Origin of the sequence: Marinibactrum halimedae, from assembly GCF_021234875.1 — a bacterium.
GTDB classification, from domain to species: Bacteria; Pseudomonadota; Gammaproteobacteria; order Pseudomonadales; family Cellvibrionaceae; genus Marinibactrum; species Marinibactrum halimedae.
On sequence record NZ_JAJQVM010000044.1, the window covers coordinates 1 to 16,523 of the forward strand.

13 protein-coding genes are annotated in these 16,523 nt (G+C 43.8%); 6 read left to right on the forward strand and 7 right to left on the reverse strand.

The genetic code is table 11. The features are described 5' to 3' along the window. From LU351_RS18500 to LU351_RS18520, 5 genes are all read left to right on the forward strand, one after another. A partial coding sequence (locus tag LU351_RS18500; protein WP_269783501.1) for a transposase domain-containing protein occupies window positions 1-111 on the forward strand: 111 nt, incomplete at its 5' end. A 61-nt stretch (window positions 112-172) separates the two neighbouring features. Further along, window positions 173-754: an AHH domain-containing protein gene (locus LU351_RS18505; protein WP_232595586.1), complete on the forward strand. Its 582-nt coding sequence runs from the start codon at window positions 173-175 to the stop codon at window positions 752-754. Window positions 755-763: 9 nt separating this feature from the next. Beyond that, window positions 764-1,375, forward strand: a complete 612-nt coding sequence (locus LU351_RS18510) for a hypothetical protein (protein WP_232595587.1) — start codon at window positions 764-766, stop codon at window positions 1,373-1,375. 39 nt (window positions 1,376-1,414) lie between these two features. Further along, on the forward strand, window positions 1,415-1,606 hold the full coding sequence (locus LU351_RS18515) for a hypothetical protein (RefSeq protein ID WP_232595588.1): 192 nt from the start codon (window positions 1,415-1,417) through the stop codon (window positions 1,604-1,606). Window positions 1,607-1,662: 56 nt separating this feature from the next. Next, complete coding sequence (locus LU351_RS18520) at window positions 1,663-1,923, forward strand: hypothetical protein (protein ID WP_232595589.1); 261 nt, start codon at window positions 1,663-1,665, stop codon at window positions 1,921-1,923. A gap of 39 nt (window positions 1,924-1,962) precedes the next feature. On the opposite strand, the gene LU351_RS18525 is transcribed toward LU351_RS18520, so the two are convergent. The 3 genes from LU351_RS18525 to LU351_RS18535 form a co-directional block, all read right to left on the reverse strand. Beyond that, window positions 1,963-3,168, reverse strand: a complete 1,206-nt coding sequence (locus LU351_RS18525; RefSeq protein ID WP_232595590.1) for a phytase — start codon at window positions 3,166-3,168, stop codon at window positions 1,963-1,965. A gap of 92 nt (window positions 3,169-3,260) precedes the next feature. Then, window positions 3,261-6,143: a TonB-dependent receptor gene (locus LU351_RS18530; RefSeq protein WP_232595591.1), complete on the reverse strand. Its 2,883-nt coding sequence runs from the start codon at window positions 6,141-6,143 to the stop codon at window positions 3,261-3,263. A 673-nt stretch (window positions 6,144-6,816) separates the two neighbouring features. Then, window positions 6,817-8,574 carry an aldehyde dehydrogenase family protein gene (locus LU351_RS18535; RefSeq protein WP_232595592.1) on the reverse strand — a complete coding sequence of 586 codons (1,758 nt, stop codon included), beginning with the start codon at window positions 8,572-8,574 and terminating at the stop codon, window positions 6,817-6,819. A gap of 1,203 nt (window positions 8,575-9,777) precedes the next feature. Here LU351_RS18535 and LU351_RS18540 point away from each other — a divergent pair. Continuing rightward, window positions 9,778-10,941, forward strand: coding sequence for a M14 family metallopeptidase (locus LU351_RS18540; RefSeq protein ID WP_232595593.1), 1,164 nt, complete (start codon window positions 9,778-9,780; stop codon window positions 10,939-10,941). 216 nt (window positions 10,942-11,157) lie between these two features. Here the strand turns inward: LU351_RS18540 and LU351_RS18545 are convergent, their stop codons facing one another. From LU351_RS18545 to dxs, 4 genes are all read right to left on the reverse strand, one after another. Further along, window positions 11,158-12,345: a DUF3103 family protein gene (locus tag LU351_RS18545; RefSeq protein ID WP_232595594.1), complete on the reverse strand. Its 1,188-nt coding sequence runs from the start codon at window positions 12,343-12,345 to the stop codon at window positions 11,158-11,160. A 267-nt stretch (window positions 12,346-12,612) separates the two neighbouring features. Then, window positions 12,613-13,281 (reverse strand): YitT family protein, encoded by a 669-nt coding sequence (locus LU351_RS18550; RefSeq protein ID WP_232595595.1) that lies wholly within the window; start codon window positions 13,279-13,281, stop codon window positions 12,613-12,615. Between the two features lie 301 nt (window positions 13,282-13,582). Continuing rightward, entirely contained in the window at window positions 13,583-14,182 is a 600-nt protein-coding gene (locus tag LU351_RS18555) for a MarC family protein (RefSeq protein WP_232595596.1), read from the reverse strand. Between the two features lie 190 nt (window positions 14,183-14,372). After that, window positions 14,373-16,352: a 1-deoxy-D-xylulose-5-phosphate synthase gene (gene dxs, locus LU351_RS18560; RefSeq protein WP_232595597.1), complete on the reverse strand. Its 1,980-nt coding sequence runs from the start codon at window positions 16,350-16,352 to the stop codon at window positions 14,373-14,375. Between the last annotated feature and the right edge of the window lie 171 nt (window positions 16,353-16,523).

A 16,523-nucleotide genomic window follows, 5' to 3' on the forward strand; every position in this document is an offset into this window, starting at 1 on the left:
GCCAATGGGCTCAACCCTTACGAATATTTGCAGAACATTTTTAAAGAACTGCCCAATGCCAATGATGTTGAGCAGGTGGAGGCTTTGTTGCCTTGGAATATCAAGGTGTAATTGGTTTGGCGTTTACCTCTAAACACTTGAACATTATTCAGACAAAGGATTTGCCCGATCTATGTTTCCAAACATCAAACCTCCTTTTACTCACATAGAACGATTACTTGTTGAATTTTCCAAAATTAAGAAACCAAGTATTGCCGATTTAATGGCATTTCGGACACGAGCACAGGTCGGAGATTACTTGGACAAATATCGGTCGCAGGCCTTCAAGATGAGCCAGGCACAGTTACAGGCTGAACCCCATTCATCTGCTCGTATGGCGAGATATATGCGCCGTGCTGGCAGTCCAAGGCCATCCTCACGTTGTGATGCACATGCGATAATATCAGGAGGACACAGAGACGCCTTAACATTACGTTTATTAATGGCATGGGCAGGAATTCGAGTTGATGATCCCTTCAATGGTTGTTGGCTGCCACGTGACTGGGAAGATCAAAAACATATGCCCAATTATCTCCGCAATGCTGTCCCTCACAGGAGAATCCATCACGATCAATATTACTTTTGGCTTCGCAATCGGATAAATCCAACTTTGATCAAAACGCCAGACCAATTGATTAATGCTTTACGGTTGATTAGGGTTGCCTTACAAAGCGGTGCAGTTCCACCATCAGTCATGCCTCAAACAGGAAGATAGAATATACCCATGGCACTTTATACAATTGTCTTTGATAATCGTCGTTATTTATCTGCTATTTGGGACAGTGAGCAGATTATAGCACTTTCCAATAACGAGTTAGATCACCGTATTGATATGAACGGGGCACCTATTCGTCATGCGGATACCTTCAAAGAGCCACTCAGAGTCAGTTTCGAAAAACGGTTTGAAGGTGACGAAAAGCTCATTAAATCGGACATAACAGTTCAAGAAGGACGATTTTATTTAAACGAAAAAGCCTACGATGTTTTATACAACCTCTTAAAAGATGATGGGGAGTTTTTGCCCCTAATTGACGATAGTGGAAATTCTGGTTATGTGTTTACCCCATTGAAAGTAGCCGAAGATAATAATGCCCTAGATACCAATTTAAGTAAAAAAAATGAATGGGGCGATGTTGAGAACTTGGCTTTTCATGTGGACAAAGTCAAAGACTGGGCTGTATTCAGAGCAGAGTTTAATGCTTATATGACACCACAATGTAATCAAGTGGTGAAAGATGCTATAGAAAATGCTCAACTGACAGGCGTATTCTTTACCACTGATTTAGGCAACGGATACTCCAATCAGTTTGATGAAGAAATTATCAATGGTCATTGATATTAAAGCTTTTTGATCAGTTTATTGGCATTTCAACTAATGGACGCAGATGTAGAAGAAGCCCTACTACGAGCCAAGCAGCGCCTTCAAGAGGCAAAGCCTGGCATCCAGAAAAGGCAAGACGACGCTGTTAAAAATAGTACTGAAGAACCAGACATTTTAAAATCTGGCTACAAAGATGATTTGCGTTCTAAACGAGCAGAAAAAGATGACACATCACTCCTAATGTAAAGAATGCTATAGAAGGAGCTAGGGCCTGTTAACACTATTTTTGTTAGAATGTCTGCATGAAAATTATCCATGACCAATTTGAAATTATCGAAGATTTTCTACCAACGCAACGAGGAAACGTAAAAACGCCAAATATACACTTGTTAAGTGCGGTTTTGCATGTTGCGGAGCATGGTTGTATGAAATGGAGCGCCTTTTCAGGCGCTGAAAGGCTTTCGACGAGTTTTACCCGATATGAAAAATTAGATGTTATTTTTCGATTTTTCATCAAATTTGCTTTAATCGTTGACCGAATTATTAGTGTTAACAGGCCTTAGGATTTCAACAAAACCCTAGAAGTGAAGATTAAATATCACTTAATCTTTGAGTTCAAGAGTTTCAATAACGTCCATCCAATCAATAATTTTAAAATTCTGATTGTCCTCTGGTTGAGTGTTAAAACCATCTTGTACAACCAAAATGCCTCGTGGGAATGCCTCTCCCAAATACGCAGAAGTTACGGTTAGCCCATCGGTTTCTTCGGTGCCGTCTATCGTTTGATTTTGTCCCATTCTACTTTTCACTTGAATTGAACCGATGTATTCATCTGTCTCTTTATCATGATCCTGTTTTAACGCATACACAGCATAACTGTGGTTACCTTGGCTTGAAACGACCAGATAATCTGTAGTATTTCTCCCTTTATAAATGTCCATGCCTTCAATGTCTGCAGAGAGATAGGCACTTTCTACGGAGTCGATCAAGATGGCATTGTTTTGGTTGATTACTTCCGTTTCGTCATGGGTATGATAAGGCGTATTGGGATATTGGATGGCGTTCTTCCAGATACCGACGTCTTCTTCCCCAAAATACAGAATATGGTTTTCATCGTCAGCGACGCAGCCCTCAGGTGTTGAGGTAACGTTGAATTTACGCACCAGTTTTGGAACTATTTTTTGCTGATGGGTGAGTTGCCATTGCTGGTATTGACCAGATTTACCATTTACAAATACGTATAGCCCCTTCTCTTTATGGTGATGTAAGCACATACCATAGGGGTCACCAATGTCTAAGGGTTCTGATGTTAAAAAGTGTACGTCACCATTGGCATTAATGGTGTACATGTCCAGTGTGTTGTGGGTCCGATTGGTAGCCACGGCAATATCGATGTATTTCCCATCCACCATTACCTGTTGGCGAATATCGATATTATTGACGTTTCCACGTTCAATCATTTGTTGTTGCTCACCTGCAAGGTTGTATACCTCTAAGCCTTTGCGTTTGTCTGTTCCTAAAATCAGGCTTTTTTCAGGAGTGGTGGGGTGAACCCATATAGCAGGGTCATCAGCAGCATCGCCGGGGCTTTTCACTGGAGTGGTTTCAATGGTGGCGTAAACCACTTTGGCGCTAGAAGGGGGTAAACGCAGGCTGTCTTGATCAACTGGTGTGCAACCGCCAAGACCAAAAATCAGAAAGGCACTCCCGATAAAGGGGTAAAATGCGGTGCGTAAAAAAGCTGAGCGTTTGTTATGAGTGGTGTATTTTTTATGGGCGGTATGTTGATTATGAATAAGTATAGGCATTGAATTTCAGTCAATATAATTGTCATTCTAAGAGTAGGTAACGGCCTGTGCTACGGTGGCGCAATGCACCACCGTTGTTTCCGTCATGAAGGTTACAGTCGATAACTTACGCCCAATACATAAGACGTTCCGATTTCGTCACGTTGTTTGAGTAGGCGACGATTTTGTCCATAATAAGTATGTTCCGTTTCTTCATTGAGATTGATGCCGTTGAGGTACATTTGCAAGTGATCGGTTATGTCATAGCGAACACTTAAATCAATTTGATGACGACTATTATTGTAGGCATCGGCATCACTGTTTTCGAAATTAATTTCTGCCAAACGCTTACCAACGTAAGCCGAACTTAGGCGCACACTCCAGTTACCTTTCTCATACCCTAGAGTGAGATTGGCAACCGTATCGGCTTGCAATGGTAGTGCAGAGCTACTGCTGCGCTCAGCGTCTTCTGTAAGGCCAAGGTCGGCATCACTGTCGGTTAACGTTGCATTGGCACTGATGAGGAAACCATCAAAGGGGCTGGGTAGGGCAGAGAACTGTTTCATCCATCCGAGTTCAACACCGTATAAATCGGCGGCGTTACCGTTTCTTGGTTGAATGATTTGAGCCTCAGTGATGGGAATATTGCCTGTAAATTGAGAGACATCCACAATAGAGCTAACGTCTGCAGGGAAAATAAAGTTCTCAATGTTTTTGTAAAAAAGCCCCGCATAAAAATTACCTAAGTGTTCAGGATAATATTCCATGGTGAAGTCAACGTTTTGTGATTCATAAGGCTCAAGGTTGGTGTTACCTGCAAAAATAGAGGCTTCAATTTCACCATCGTTTTCTTCAATTTCAATTTCGTCAGGTGTGGGGGTGAGGTCTCCAAAAGAAGGGCGAGCCAAAGATTCGGTATACGCGGCCCTAAATAAAAGGTTATCGCTGTATTTAAATCGTACGTTAATACTCGGTAATAACTGGCTGTAATCGTCGCTGAGGTTCTGGGCCTGTATTTGAGTGCTGTCTTGGCCTTCAACATCCACTTCACGTACGACAAAACCATTGGCTGAGAAATCCGTTTGTTCATAGCGAAGCCCGTAAACCACACGCCAGTCTTGCCAGTCCATACGGCTCATCACATAAACCGAAGTGACGTCCTCTTCAAATTCGGCGTCTCGTGCAGAATCTAACAAAGTATTGTCTTCATCTAACTCGGCAGGGCATAGGTCTTCGTCATAGGTGTCGATTTGGCAGGCGATATTTGAAGCAATATTATCGGCAGCAAATTGTCGGATACGAGAGGCATTAATACCTGGGCCAAAATTACCGTAGTTGTAATCCAGAGAAGTGGAAAAGCTGGATAAGGTGAGTGGGTTGCCAGACGCATCGGTAATGCCTTCATAAGTGGCACTGTTGACATCAACGAATTTTTCTCTTTGGCGAATTTTCCCTCCAAATTTAATCATGCCGTTGTATTGTTGTCCGCTGATGGCGCGGGTGATATCAAATTTGACAACGTTTTCTTCGTCTTCGGTGTAGTTGTCTTCCAATACCAGTTCTTCTAATACGAAGTTTTCGGCCATGGCCCCATCTTCACTGTAAGAAATGCTGGGGCTGCTGAACCCTTGGTAACTGGCTTCGGCAACAGAATCATTAATAAATTCGGAATCGATACGACCGCTTTCCTCTTCTTCGGCTTTAGACAAGCCGGCCATTAATTCAAAGGTCCAATCATCCACAAACCATTCGCCACCGATGGCGGTTGAACTAATGACTTGCTCTTCCAAGCGGTCTTTCATATCCCGTGATATTTCTAAATCGGTTGCGATTAAGCCGGTATCCAATTGAGTAATATCACCATCGTCGAAATTAAATTGCGCACGATTACGAAATTCTTGATCAGAAAACTCACTGCGTAAACTGTTGAGGTAAATGCGGGTGGACTCTGAGGGGCGATATTCCACATTAAGGGAAAGTCCATCACGCTCACGGGTAATTTGATAATCGCGCATCTCTAAGGACTCTTGGAAGGGAGGGTTGCCGTCTTCAATTACCCAAGGGTCACCCGATTCAATATTGTCGGTACCAAAATTTCGCTCGTTGGTAGAGGCGCTGAAGGCGATACCCAGTTCACCGTTGCCGACGGTAAATATATTGCTGAAACTGCCCGCTAATTTATAACCATCATCACTTTCATGGGCATTATAATAACTTTGTGCCGTAATTTTTCCGCTAAAGCCTGCTCGATCAAACGCACTTAAACTATTAATGCTAATGCTTCCACCAATGGCATCGCCGTCTTGATCGGGCGTCAAAGTTTTGGAGACAGAAAGGCTTTCTACTAAATCGGAAGGGATGACATCCAGTGCAACATCGCGTCGGCCACCTTCTGGCGAAGGAATGGTTAAGCCATTAACGGTGGCGACATTCAAGGTAGGTGAAATTCCGCGAACACCTACAAAGCGACCTTCGCCCTGGTCTCGCTCAATAAAAACCCCATTAATACGCTGCAACGCTTCACTGACATTTTCATCAGGGAGTTGACCAATGGCATCGGCATTGACGACGGCAATCACATTATCAGCATTGCGTCGTTGGTTGAGGGCCCGTAATGACCCAGCCGCTTGCCCGACCACAATCATGTTTTCCATATATTGGACATGCTGACCAATCCGTGCAGAGTGAGAAGTGGTTTGGTCGTCCACAATGATGATGGATTCGGAAACGGAATCGGTTCCTGCGTACTCGACCGTCAGTGTATAGCGGCCTGCGGGTAGCCCATTAATAATAAAGCGTCCGCCGTGATTACTTTGGGTTTCATAGCGTTGTGGCCCAGACTCAGGGGTTAATTGAATCAATGCACCATCAAAGAATATTTCTCCACTCTGATCACTCACACGCCCTTCAACTGTGCCTGATGACAAAGCATAAGACGACCAAAGACAGGGAATGACATAAGCGAGGAGGGATAATCGTGTACGCAAAAAAGGCATAACAGAAACTCTTTTCATCATCGTGGTTGAGTGGTTGTAGTGTGGAATATTGAGTAAACCATTGAAGTAATCAGCCTCAAATGCTCTGATTGTCACAAGTGCTAGTTATTAAAACAGACATTACTAACAGTGGTGGCTCCGAAAAAACAAACTGCCATAAAAAATGTTCTGTCAAACCCAATAGTTAAAACATTCGTTAATAAGAACGTTATACGGCTTTAGAAAGTTGCCGAGGATTGTTACAACCCTTTATGACACTTTAGTGTTGAATAAGGCGTAGGTGAAATTTTTTCTTTGGGTTCGTGTGAAAATCAACCAGTCATGGGCTGAATGACTATTTTGAGCAGAGAGAAAGTGAAATGGAAAGTAATGCACAAAAGGCGTCCTTGCCATCACTACTGAGAAATTGAGAAATAAAAAAGCGACAATGATAACTAAAATGATGTATGGTTTTTGTTCAATTTAATTACCGATAATCAAAATAGCTCCTCTGGAATCGCCTCTATTCAGAGGAGCTGATACTGTTTAGACGCCTTTTATACGGTGTCTAAACGGCAGTTTCTAAACCGTTGTTTCTAAACCATTGTTTCTAAACCATTGTTTCTAAACCATTGTCTCTAAACGGTAGTCTCTAAACGGTAGTCTCTAAACGGTAGTCTCTAAACGGTAGTCTCTAAACGGTAGTCTCTAAACAATAGGCCACGCGTTTTGTATTCTGTAAATGCTGGTAATTGACATTATCGCTACAGGAACCACCGCCTAAAGTACCGCAGCCGAGTGTCCAAGATAACTCCATGCCATTAACGGCACCGATACAGCCTTGGGTTCCCGGGCCATTAACCAATACTCGGCTCACAGGCACACAGTCTCTAAAGGCATGTACTTTTTCTTCGCAAGTACTGTGGATGATGGCAGTATGGCCCTGGCCTTCCATTGCTAAGATGGTTTTGGCATGATGCAATGCCATTTGATCATCTTCTACCATAACCAGAGATAATAGTGGCACAAGTTTTTCGCGAAGCAGTGGGTCTTCAAAATCTCCGGCTTCAACATCAACGATAATTAAGCGTATAGGGTAACTGCGACTTATCTCTGCAGCAGCACAAATTTTGCCGGCAGTTTGTCCCATCCACTCAGCTTTTAGCGTACCGTCTGAAAATAAACACTCACGTACTCGTTTTGCTTCAGCATCATTTAAAATAGCCGCGCCATTTTTAATGAGTTCTTGGCGGAAGTCTCGAGCGATGTGAATATCCACTAATAGATTATTTTCTGAACCACACACGATACCGTTATCAAAAGATTTACTGTTCACGATGTGTGTTGCCGCACGTTCAATATGCGCATCATTGCTAATCCATACAGGCGCATTACCACGACCTGCACCGATGGCTGGAGTACCGGATTGGTAGGCTGCTTTAACCATATTGGAGCCGCCGGTGGCGAGAATAAAGCTCACATCTTCATGGCGCATAAAACGCTGTGTGACTTGTCGGCTGGGCGCTAGTGTGGGAATTTGTACTAAATCAACAGGGGCGCCGGCTTTACGCAGTTCTTCACGGATGATATTTACAGTAGTGTGGCTAATCTTTTCTGAGCGGCGGCTGGTGCTGAAAATAATGGCATTACGAGACTTTAATGCAATTAAGGATTTAAAAGTAATGGTCTCAACGGGGTTGGTGACTGGGATTAAACCTAGAATTACCCCCATTGGCATGGACACTTCTTCGACGCCAGGGCTGGACATGGTCACTTTCCCATTACCGGGTTTGGCAACCAAGTCTTCAGCAACCGCGATAGAGCCTAAGCCAATTTTATCCACTTTATGCTCTTCAACACCAATTCCGGTTTCTTGAACACACAGACTAGCAAGCATACTGGCTTCTTCGTTAATGGCATCGCCAATGTTAATCAAAAGTTGGTTGAGTTTTTCTTCTGACCAACTCATGAAACTTTTTTGAGCGCTGACAGCACGATTCACGGTGGCATCGATGTAAGGGCTTGGGCTGTTATTCAGGGTTTCTTTTTTGATTTGACTGTGCATCGAGCGGTATTTTTTGGTGATGGATGCAGCGGCAGTTTGAATAATTTCCCGATAGCTCTCGATATCTTTATAAGCCAACGCTTGTAATTCTTCTAAAGAAAAATAAAAAGCGGTTACTGGCTTTGTGGCTTCCAGTGTGACTGCCATGGGTTCGCCATCCAGCATGCTGACGGCACCGACAATATCACCAGGTAAGTAGTGTTCAATTTCATCCCGAGCAAACACTTCTTCCTCTTCGTAGTAGCCAGAGATCTCTCCGCCTACAATATAATAACAACCGTTTAAGACTTCCCCCTGTTGGCAAATGACATCGCCAGGATGAAAAGTGCATTTCCGAAATTTAGAAAAAACACTCAGTCCGCTTCGTTCGAATTGTAAAATATTCATTGTTGTAGCCTTCTGTTCTCAGTAATGCTCAGCCTGTGATTCAGTTGTCCGTACTGAATTGACTGAAACTAACAATATGGTGTGATGGCGTAATTGCCCTTTCAAAGCCTTTTGATGTCCATGTGCTTGCAGAGGCTCTTTTTATTAACAGAGACGGCAAGCTCCTGAGTAGGTTTCGTACGGCTGATGTGTGTTTGGTACAAGAGGTACACGAGAAACACACGAGTAAAGCAGGCAGATGCTGATTTAGTGTGGGTATTATTCAGCAACTGCAAAGAGCACCCAAACTATAACCGGAATTAAAATAATATTTTAATACCTAAAGTTTAGTATGCTGTACATGAGGTTGTGAACAAGAATGCTCTCTCACTCTGACAGCACTTATTATTTGTCATTGAGTTTACTGTTGAGGTTTCGCTTGTGCCAACCTCTTTGCTTTTCTTTATTTTTTCACTTTTTACTAATGAAATTTATGTTTGTGTGTTGTAAATAAGAATAAAATATATCGCCATTTGATTTTATTTAATGCAAGGTTGCGAAATTAAATAAAAGTTTATCTATCAAAAAAATGTTTTTTGTGTTGGCGCTTAAATTTCTATAAGGGGCGGAATGCCAAGTTTGATATGGCTCTCGCTCTTTTTATTATTATTAATAATAAATGCATCACAAAACAAGCTTATTAAGCGGTTTTTTATAAATTATTTTTCCAGATGGCTTTTTGGGGGTTGAATTTGTTTTTTTTATGTCTGAATTTCTGCGAATTGGCATGGTGATTTTTTTAGTGGCGCCTAGAATAGCCACTACCTTGGTTAGGCGTTTTTTGAGAATAAAATAGGCAGTGTGATTTTTTGATGTAATGATTAATTAATCGCTCTGATATGAGAGTTTTATTTTTAAATGAATGTGTCAGTAAAAGGGAATATGTCAGTAAAAGGGAAAGTGCAATAAAGCTAATACCGAATGGCTTTACCTTTCTTTTCATTTGGTATGCATAAAGCAGGTATGAGCGATACAGCTTGAGGTAGGTATATAGGGTGTTCAAAAATAATACAGTTCTGTCTATGTTAGTTTCCAATACTCATTTCTTCAGAGTCAATTTCCAAGTACATCATTACTTGAGGGGTAAATGGACTTACGTGATACTAAGTGCTTTTTGATGAAGAGCATGAAAAGCTAGCTCGTAGTAAAGGTGAGGGGAAGTGTATGGCACTGCGTATATCCAGTATGTTTGATGGTGGCAACATCCATTGTGTGCAATGTAGTGAGAAGGGTGATATTCAGTTAGAAATTGAAAAAGATCATAACTCGGAATTTCTACAGTGGTTTTATTTTCGGTTGACTGGTGCTGCAGGATTGCCTTGTCATATTCAGATAGGTAACGCTGGGGCGGCAGCTTATCCAAAAGGTTTCCATGAATATTGTGTGGTGGCGTCTTATGATCGACGGCATTGGTTTCGGATTGGTACTGAGTTTGATGGGCAAACATTGAGCTTTCAGTATACTCCGAACAACGATGCCTTGTACTTCGCGTATTTTGTTCCTTACTCCTTAGAGCGACACGCTGATCTTATCGCCCAATACAGCTCTGTTGAAAATGTTCAGTATGAAATGATCGGTCAGACTGTAGACGGAAGAGACTTAGATTTATTAAAAATTGCCTCGCCACAGCAAGATCATACGTCAGCGACCCTATTGGACAAATTGTCTTTTTGGGTGATTGGTCGTCAGCATCCAGGCGAGACGATGGCGGAGTGGTGGATGGAAGGATTTTTACAGCGATTGCTGGATGTTAATGATCCTGTGAGTCGTGCATTACTCCGTCATGTTGACGTATATGTGGTTCCTAATATGAATCCTGATGGAAGCTATCGTGGTCATCTACGCACGAATGCGGCAGGCCGTAATTTAAATCGGGAGTGGTTATCACCCAGTGAAACCCACAGCCCAGAAGTGTTTTATACACTGAAAAAAATGCGTGCAACTAATGTGAATTTTTGCCTGGACGTGCATGGGGACGAAGCCTTGCCGTACAATTTTATTGCCGGGCCTGAAGGTATACCTAGCTGGAGTGACCAACGGCAGGCGGATTTGGATTTTTATAAAAATGCATTAATGATGGCTTCCCCGGATTTTCAAACCCAATTTGGGTACCCTGTGCCTGCACCGGGTAAAGCCAATCCTACAATCTGTACGAATTTTATTGCAGAAGAATTTAAATGCTTAGCAATGACATTGGAGATGCCTTTTAAAGATACGGTTGAAACACCGATGCGTGAGTGTGGTTGGTCTCCTGAGCGAAGCCAGCGACTTGGTGCCGCTAACGTGGATGCAATGTATCGTTTTTGTCTGCGATTGATGGAGTGCTGAGACGAGTTTGATTTTTATTAAGTTTAGTCTCTTTTAAGTGTGGCCTCTATTAGTTATATCTCCTGCTAGCTGTATCTCCTGCGGGGCGTTGTCGTTAATTACCCTAGTAATTTAGGGGTATCTAAACTGTCTGTTAGATCGTAAGACATTTGAGCTATCGTACGTATACGATAGCCATAAACGTTTACAACATACTATTCGGCAGGCTAGCCATACTTATTCTGAAGTCAGCACATAGGGCTCAAGAGAAATAACGGCATTATTGGCAGCGCAGGTATGGTCGCTGTAGTAGGCGTTTTTCTCAAGCGTATAACAAGAGTCTACAAAGTCGTCGTTGTCTTCATACCATTCGCTAGGCATGGCCTCTACGATGATCGATGCAATGTCGAATACGGCTTCTAGTTCAGGAATACCGGCTAATCCACCAATATCGGATACAGCACGAAGTAATGTGGCTACGAGGTTTTGATAGTTGGTATCAGCGTCGTCTTCCCAAAATTGAATATTGGCGACGTTATAAGTGTAATCAGACCAAAATAGCACGAGCTGATTAGGGTAATAGGCGGTTTCTTCATCATCTAAATAATTCAGTGGAATGATGGCAATTTCTGGATCATTCGCTGAAGACTTAACGCCTGATGTAATCATGTAAATTTCAGCCGAACCTTTTATCCATGGTTCTTGTACATCCTTGATCATAATCTTGCTCATTAATGAAGCATCTTCAGTTGCTTGTATCGATGTTGCCGTTGATGATTTTTTTTCTGAAGTAATCAGAGTATTGATATTTCGGCTTTGCAATCCCAAGTCACGCAGCGTGCTGTTCATTAACTTCACTTTTTCTATAGAAGCATTGGCGCCGTGTGTTTCAAGAACAATAACAGGGACATTGGGTGGGGTATTTTTATCTAGCCATACGGTGTTGCCAAAACGATCAAATGCTTCGATGCGCTCCCAGCTTTGTTCATTGCCTGTGGGAGGGTAAGCGTATAGGGTTTCTTTCTGTAAATTCCCCTGGTAACTTTTCGGTAAATGCATCCAAACTTCTGGGATCTCGACGCTTTGTTTTAGTGCGGTTTGACATGCCGCTGAACTTTTTGTTTCTTTATCGATTAAGCAGTAATTGGTACTTTTCTGACTTAATGATGCTACAGCTGATTGATCTGCAAGTTCTTTGATTTCAATTTTTTTTACCAGTTCAGTAATGGCAATTCCTTTAGGTGTGCTTTGTAATGCCTTAACGGTTTTGTCAAAAATATTGGGTGAGCTAAGGGTACGTTGTAATTCAATGGTTAATGCTCTGCGGTCAAATTGAGCTTGTGTATTGTAATGATTGGCGAAGGCAGAGGCAGAAAAAGCGCAAACAGATACCCCTAATGCGATAGATTTAAATATCGATTTCATGAGATCTCCAAGGTGGAATAATTGATATGGTGTTATTGCGGTTTTTACAGCTCCTGAATTGTGTACAAAAAAAAAGAATTTGTTTGTTAATTTTTTATGATCTGCGCCTGTTTCCTTTTTTCTTTACGCAAGAAATGTCAATTAACAAAAGTATTGAGAAAAGGATAAAAAATGTCGTGTTTGGATGTGTGTGAGGGAAGGGGTAGGGGAAATAAATAATGTGTTTCGGGCGAAGCCATTGAACGGCTTCGCCGAGGTTTTGCAGTGTTAATTCATCGGTTGTGTATTGGAAGTGATATTGTCGCCAGTGGTGTTCAATTGAGGGTCTGGTGCACTCTGTACTGCATCGTCCACATTGGGTTGTGAGGGTTTTTTGTGGTAGCGACGCAGGATAATGCTCAATGTTGCAAAGGAAGCCGCAGAATACATCACTGATTCCAGTGGCAAAATAAGTAAAGCGGCCAATGCCAGAAGGCTATCGTAAGTGAGTAAGGTAATGGAGCTGTGAAGCCCAAAGCGCCGTTCTAGAAACAAAGCCAGAATGTTGATGCCGCCTAATGAGGCATTGGCTTTAAAAATAATCGCAATGCCCATACCCGTGAGAATTCCGGCGGCTAAAGCACAGATAATGGGCGGGATTGAGGCTACGGAAATGTAGGCATTGAGAAGGTCTGAAAGGCCGGAAACAATGAGAATGGCAATTAAAGAGTTAATGGCTAAAGATCGGCCTAAAAATTTTAGGGCGAGCAGGAAAAAGGGCAAATTGATTACCGTGAAGAACACGCCGAACGATAAGGGTTGTGTGTAGGCGAGCAATGCACTGAGGCCGGCTGTACCGCTGACCAATAATTGGTTGAAGTTGAGAAAGCAGATCCCGAGGGACACAAGAAAGCAGCCTTCCAGCATTGTGAAGGTGCGATTAAGGTTGTTTTTCATCAGCGAAACCTTTTGGGTTACTGGCTTAATATCGTTGCTTCTAGCCGGTGGTTCGAGCTGTGGCGTCGGGTTGGGCCGTTTGCATCGCCGGCGAAGGCTATTCGGTTTTGACTCACCTTTTGGGTGGCGTCAATGTTTTCAAAGGGGCGCATGGTACGTGAGCGCCCTCGTGAGGAGAAGTACTTTTTACGGTGTAGCGAGAAAATTAGTAAGAAAAGTGGTCGCTCACGTTTTGGGTTTATTGACCCAATTGGCTGTACGACGCACTTTAAAACGAGGGCATAAGCCTGCGCTCATTGGGCTAATGGCCTTCAATATTTAAGAATACGGCTAAACCGCTAAAGAACATTTGCACGGCAATCATAATGAGGATCATCCCCATTAAACGCTCTGTAGCCAATAGGCCGCGCTCTTTCAATAGTTTGTACAGCAGTGGAGAGGCCAATAATACGGCAGAGGTAACCGCCCAGGCACCAATGACTACCAATGTCCAAAGCCACAGTGATGTCCCTTCGGTGTGAGCCATTAACATGAGTGTGGCGAGAGTGGAAGGCCCGGCAATAAGCGGAATGGCCAATGGCACAATAAAGGGCTCACCGCCGTATTGATCTTCTCCCATGATGCCGCCGGCCTGGGGGAAGATCATTCTGAGTGCGATAATGAGCAAGACAATGGCGCCGGCCATTTTCACAGCAGGTTGTTCTAATTGCAGTGCTTCGAGAAAGTAGCTACCAAAAAAGAGAAAAACAAACATCACCACCAAAGCGATGAGAAGCTCCCGGAGAATTACCTTTATGCGACGGCGATTGTCTACGTTTTTGAGCAGCGACAAGAACACAGGAATATTACCCAGTGGGTCCATAACGAAGATGAGCGTGAAGAAAGCGGATATTGGTTCCATAGCGTGGTTACGTTACATGTAGTCATTCAGAGGTAAAAATTCGACACAGGCCAAATTCAATAAAGGTCGAAATAAATCAAGGGTGTACAAATTAAAGATAGACCGGCAGATAGGCCAGTTTACCTGGCCATAAAACGGCTGAGGTGATCATTCCCTCAACCGATAGTGGTGAAGATGAGTGTTCTTTTGGCTAGACCATCGCACTAGATAGGCGTTGATTGATTTTACTCCAGCGTGTGCGAATGCGCTTGGTCATACCTGCCACGTCTAATTGACATTGCTCTAATAATTGGTCGCGTTTGCCATGGTCTAAGAAGTCGTCAGGTAAGCCCAAGTGAAGTAAGTTGGTGCTTACCCCTTCCTCTGATAAAAATTCGGATACCGCGCTACCGGCACCGCCAGCAACAGCATTTTCTTCCAGAGTAACCACCAGCGCATGTTGGGTTGCCACCTCAAGAATCAGCTCTTCATCAATGGGTTTAACAAAGCGCATATCGCATACGGTGGCATTGAGTGATTCTGCGACGGATAAAGCCCGGTCTAACAAGGTGCCAAAGTTGAGAATGACAATGTGTTTACCAGAGCGAACCCGCTTTCCTTTACCCAGCGGCCATACGGACAACTCTTCACAGATATGACTGCCCATGCCTTTGCCTCGTGGATAGCGCACGGCAGCAGGCCCCGGGAACTGATAACAGGTGTGTAACAGTTGTCGACACTCATTTTCATCACTGGGAGTCGCAATGACCATATTGGGTATACAACGTAAGAAACTCAGGTCAAAGGCACCGGCGTGGGTAGGGCCGTCTTCTCCGACAATCCCGGCGCGATCAATACCAAAGGTCACATCCAGTTTTTGGAGAGCTACATCATGAACCAACTGGTCGTAGCCGCGTTGTAAGAAGGTAGAGTAAATCGCCACAACGGGTTTTTGTCCCTCACAGGCAATGCCGGCTGCTAGGGTCACGGCATGTTGTTCGGCAATGGCGACGTCATGGAAGCGCTCAGGGTAGGCTTGAGAAAAGGGAACCATACCAGAGCCTTCGCACATGGCTGGGGTAATGGCGGTAAGCTTCGGGTCAAGTGCGGCTTCATCACATAACCATTGGCCAAAGATATCTTGAAACTTGGGAGAAGCGGTTTTGGGCTGATGAGGTGAAGCGGTTTCTTTTTGGCTTACGCTGCCATCATTTACACCGTTATTGTTAAGGTTCTTGTCGGCACTTTCCGTGGCGGGTTTTGGTTCGATTTTATTCAGTGCGTGATAGCCAACGGGGTCTTCTTCGGCGGGTGAGAATCCTTTGCCTTTTTGTGTGATGATGTGTAGAAGTTTTGGGCCCTTGATGTCTTTGAGGTTATTCAGGTCGTGTACCAGTCGAGGTAAATCATGGCCGTCAATTGGGCCGATATAATAGAACCCTAACTCCTCAAAAAGCGTGCCCGGAGACACCATGCCTTTGACGTGCTCTTCGGTCTTGCGGGCCAGTTCCCATGCTTGTGGGATTTTAGACAGAACACGCTTGCTGCCTTCACGGAAGCCGGTGTACAGCTTACTGGCCCATATCTTGGAAAAGTAAGTGGCTAAACCACCAACATTACGGGAGATCGACATGTTGTTGTCATTCAGAATGACTAGCATATCGCTTTCTACATGGGCAGCGTGGTTAAGCGCTTCGAAGGCCATGCCGGCCGTCATGGCACCGTCGCCGATAACGGCAACAGTTTCCCGGTTGATTTCTCCCATAGCGCTGCCGATGGCCATGCCCAGTGCTGCGCTGATTGATGTACTGGAGTGGCCCACACCAAAGGTATCAAACTCGCTCTCACTGCGCTTGGGGAAGCCAGACAGCCCGCCAAATTGGCGCATGGAATGCATACTCTCGCGGCGTCCTGTGAGAATTTTGTGGGGGTAGGTCTGATGGCCCACGTCCCATACGATGCGGTCATTTGGTGTGTTGTAGACGTAATGAAGAGCAATGGTTAATTCCACCACTCCAAGCCCTGCGCCAAAATGGCCGCCGGTTTGTCCTACGCTGTATAGCAAGTATTGCCTGAGTTCATCGGCCAGTTGAGGTAGTTGCGCCTCTTCCAGTGTGCGTAGATCTGCTGGACTATTAATGGCGTCCAGCAGGGGCGTTGAGGGGCGACGTGTTGGAATTTCTTCAAGCATTAACGGTTCTTTTTCAGCAGTTTTACTTCATTAAACGGCCTATTGTAGCCAGCCCGCTTCCGAATAACTACCATTACGCTCGAAAGGGATGGATCTTTCACCATAACCTAAATTTTTAAGGCGCATTGCTATATGCCCCTTTGTGGTTTTTGCATTTTTCTTAAGTCGTGT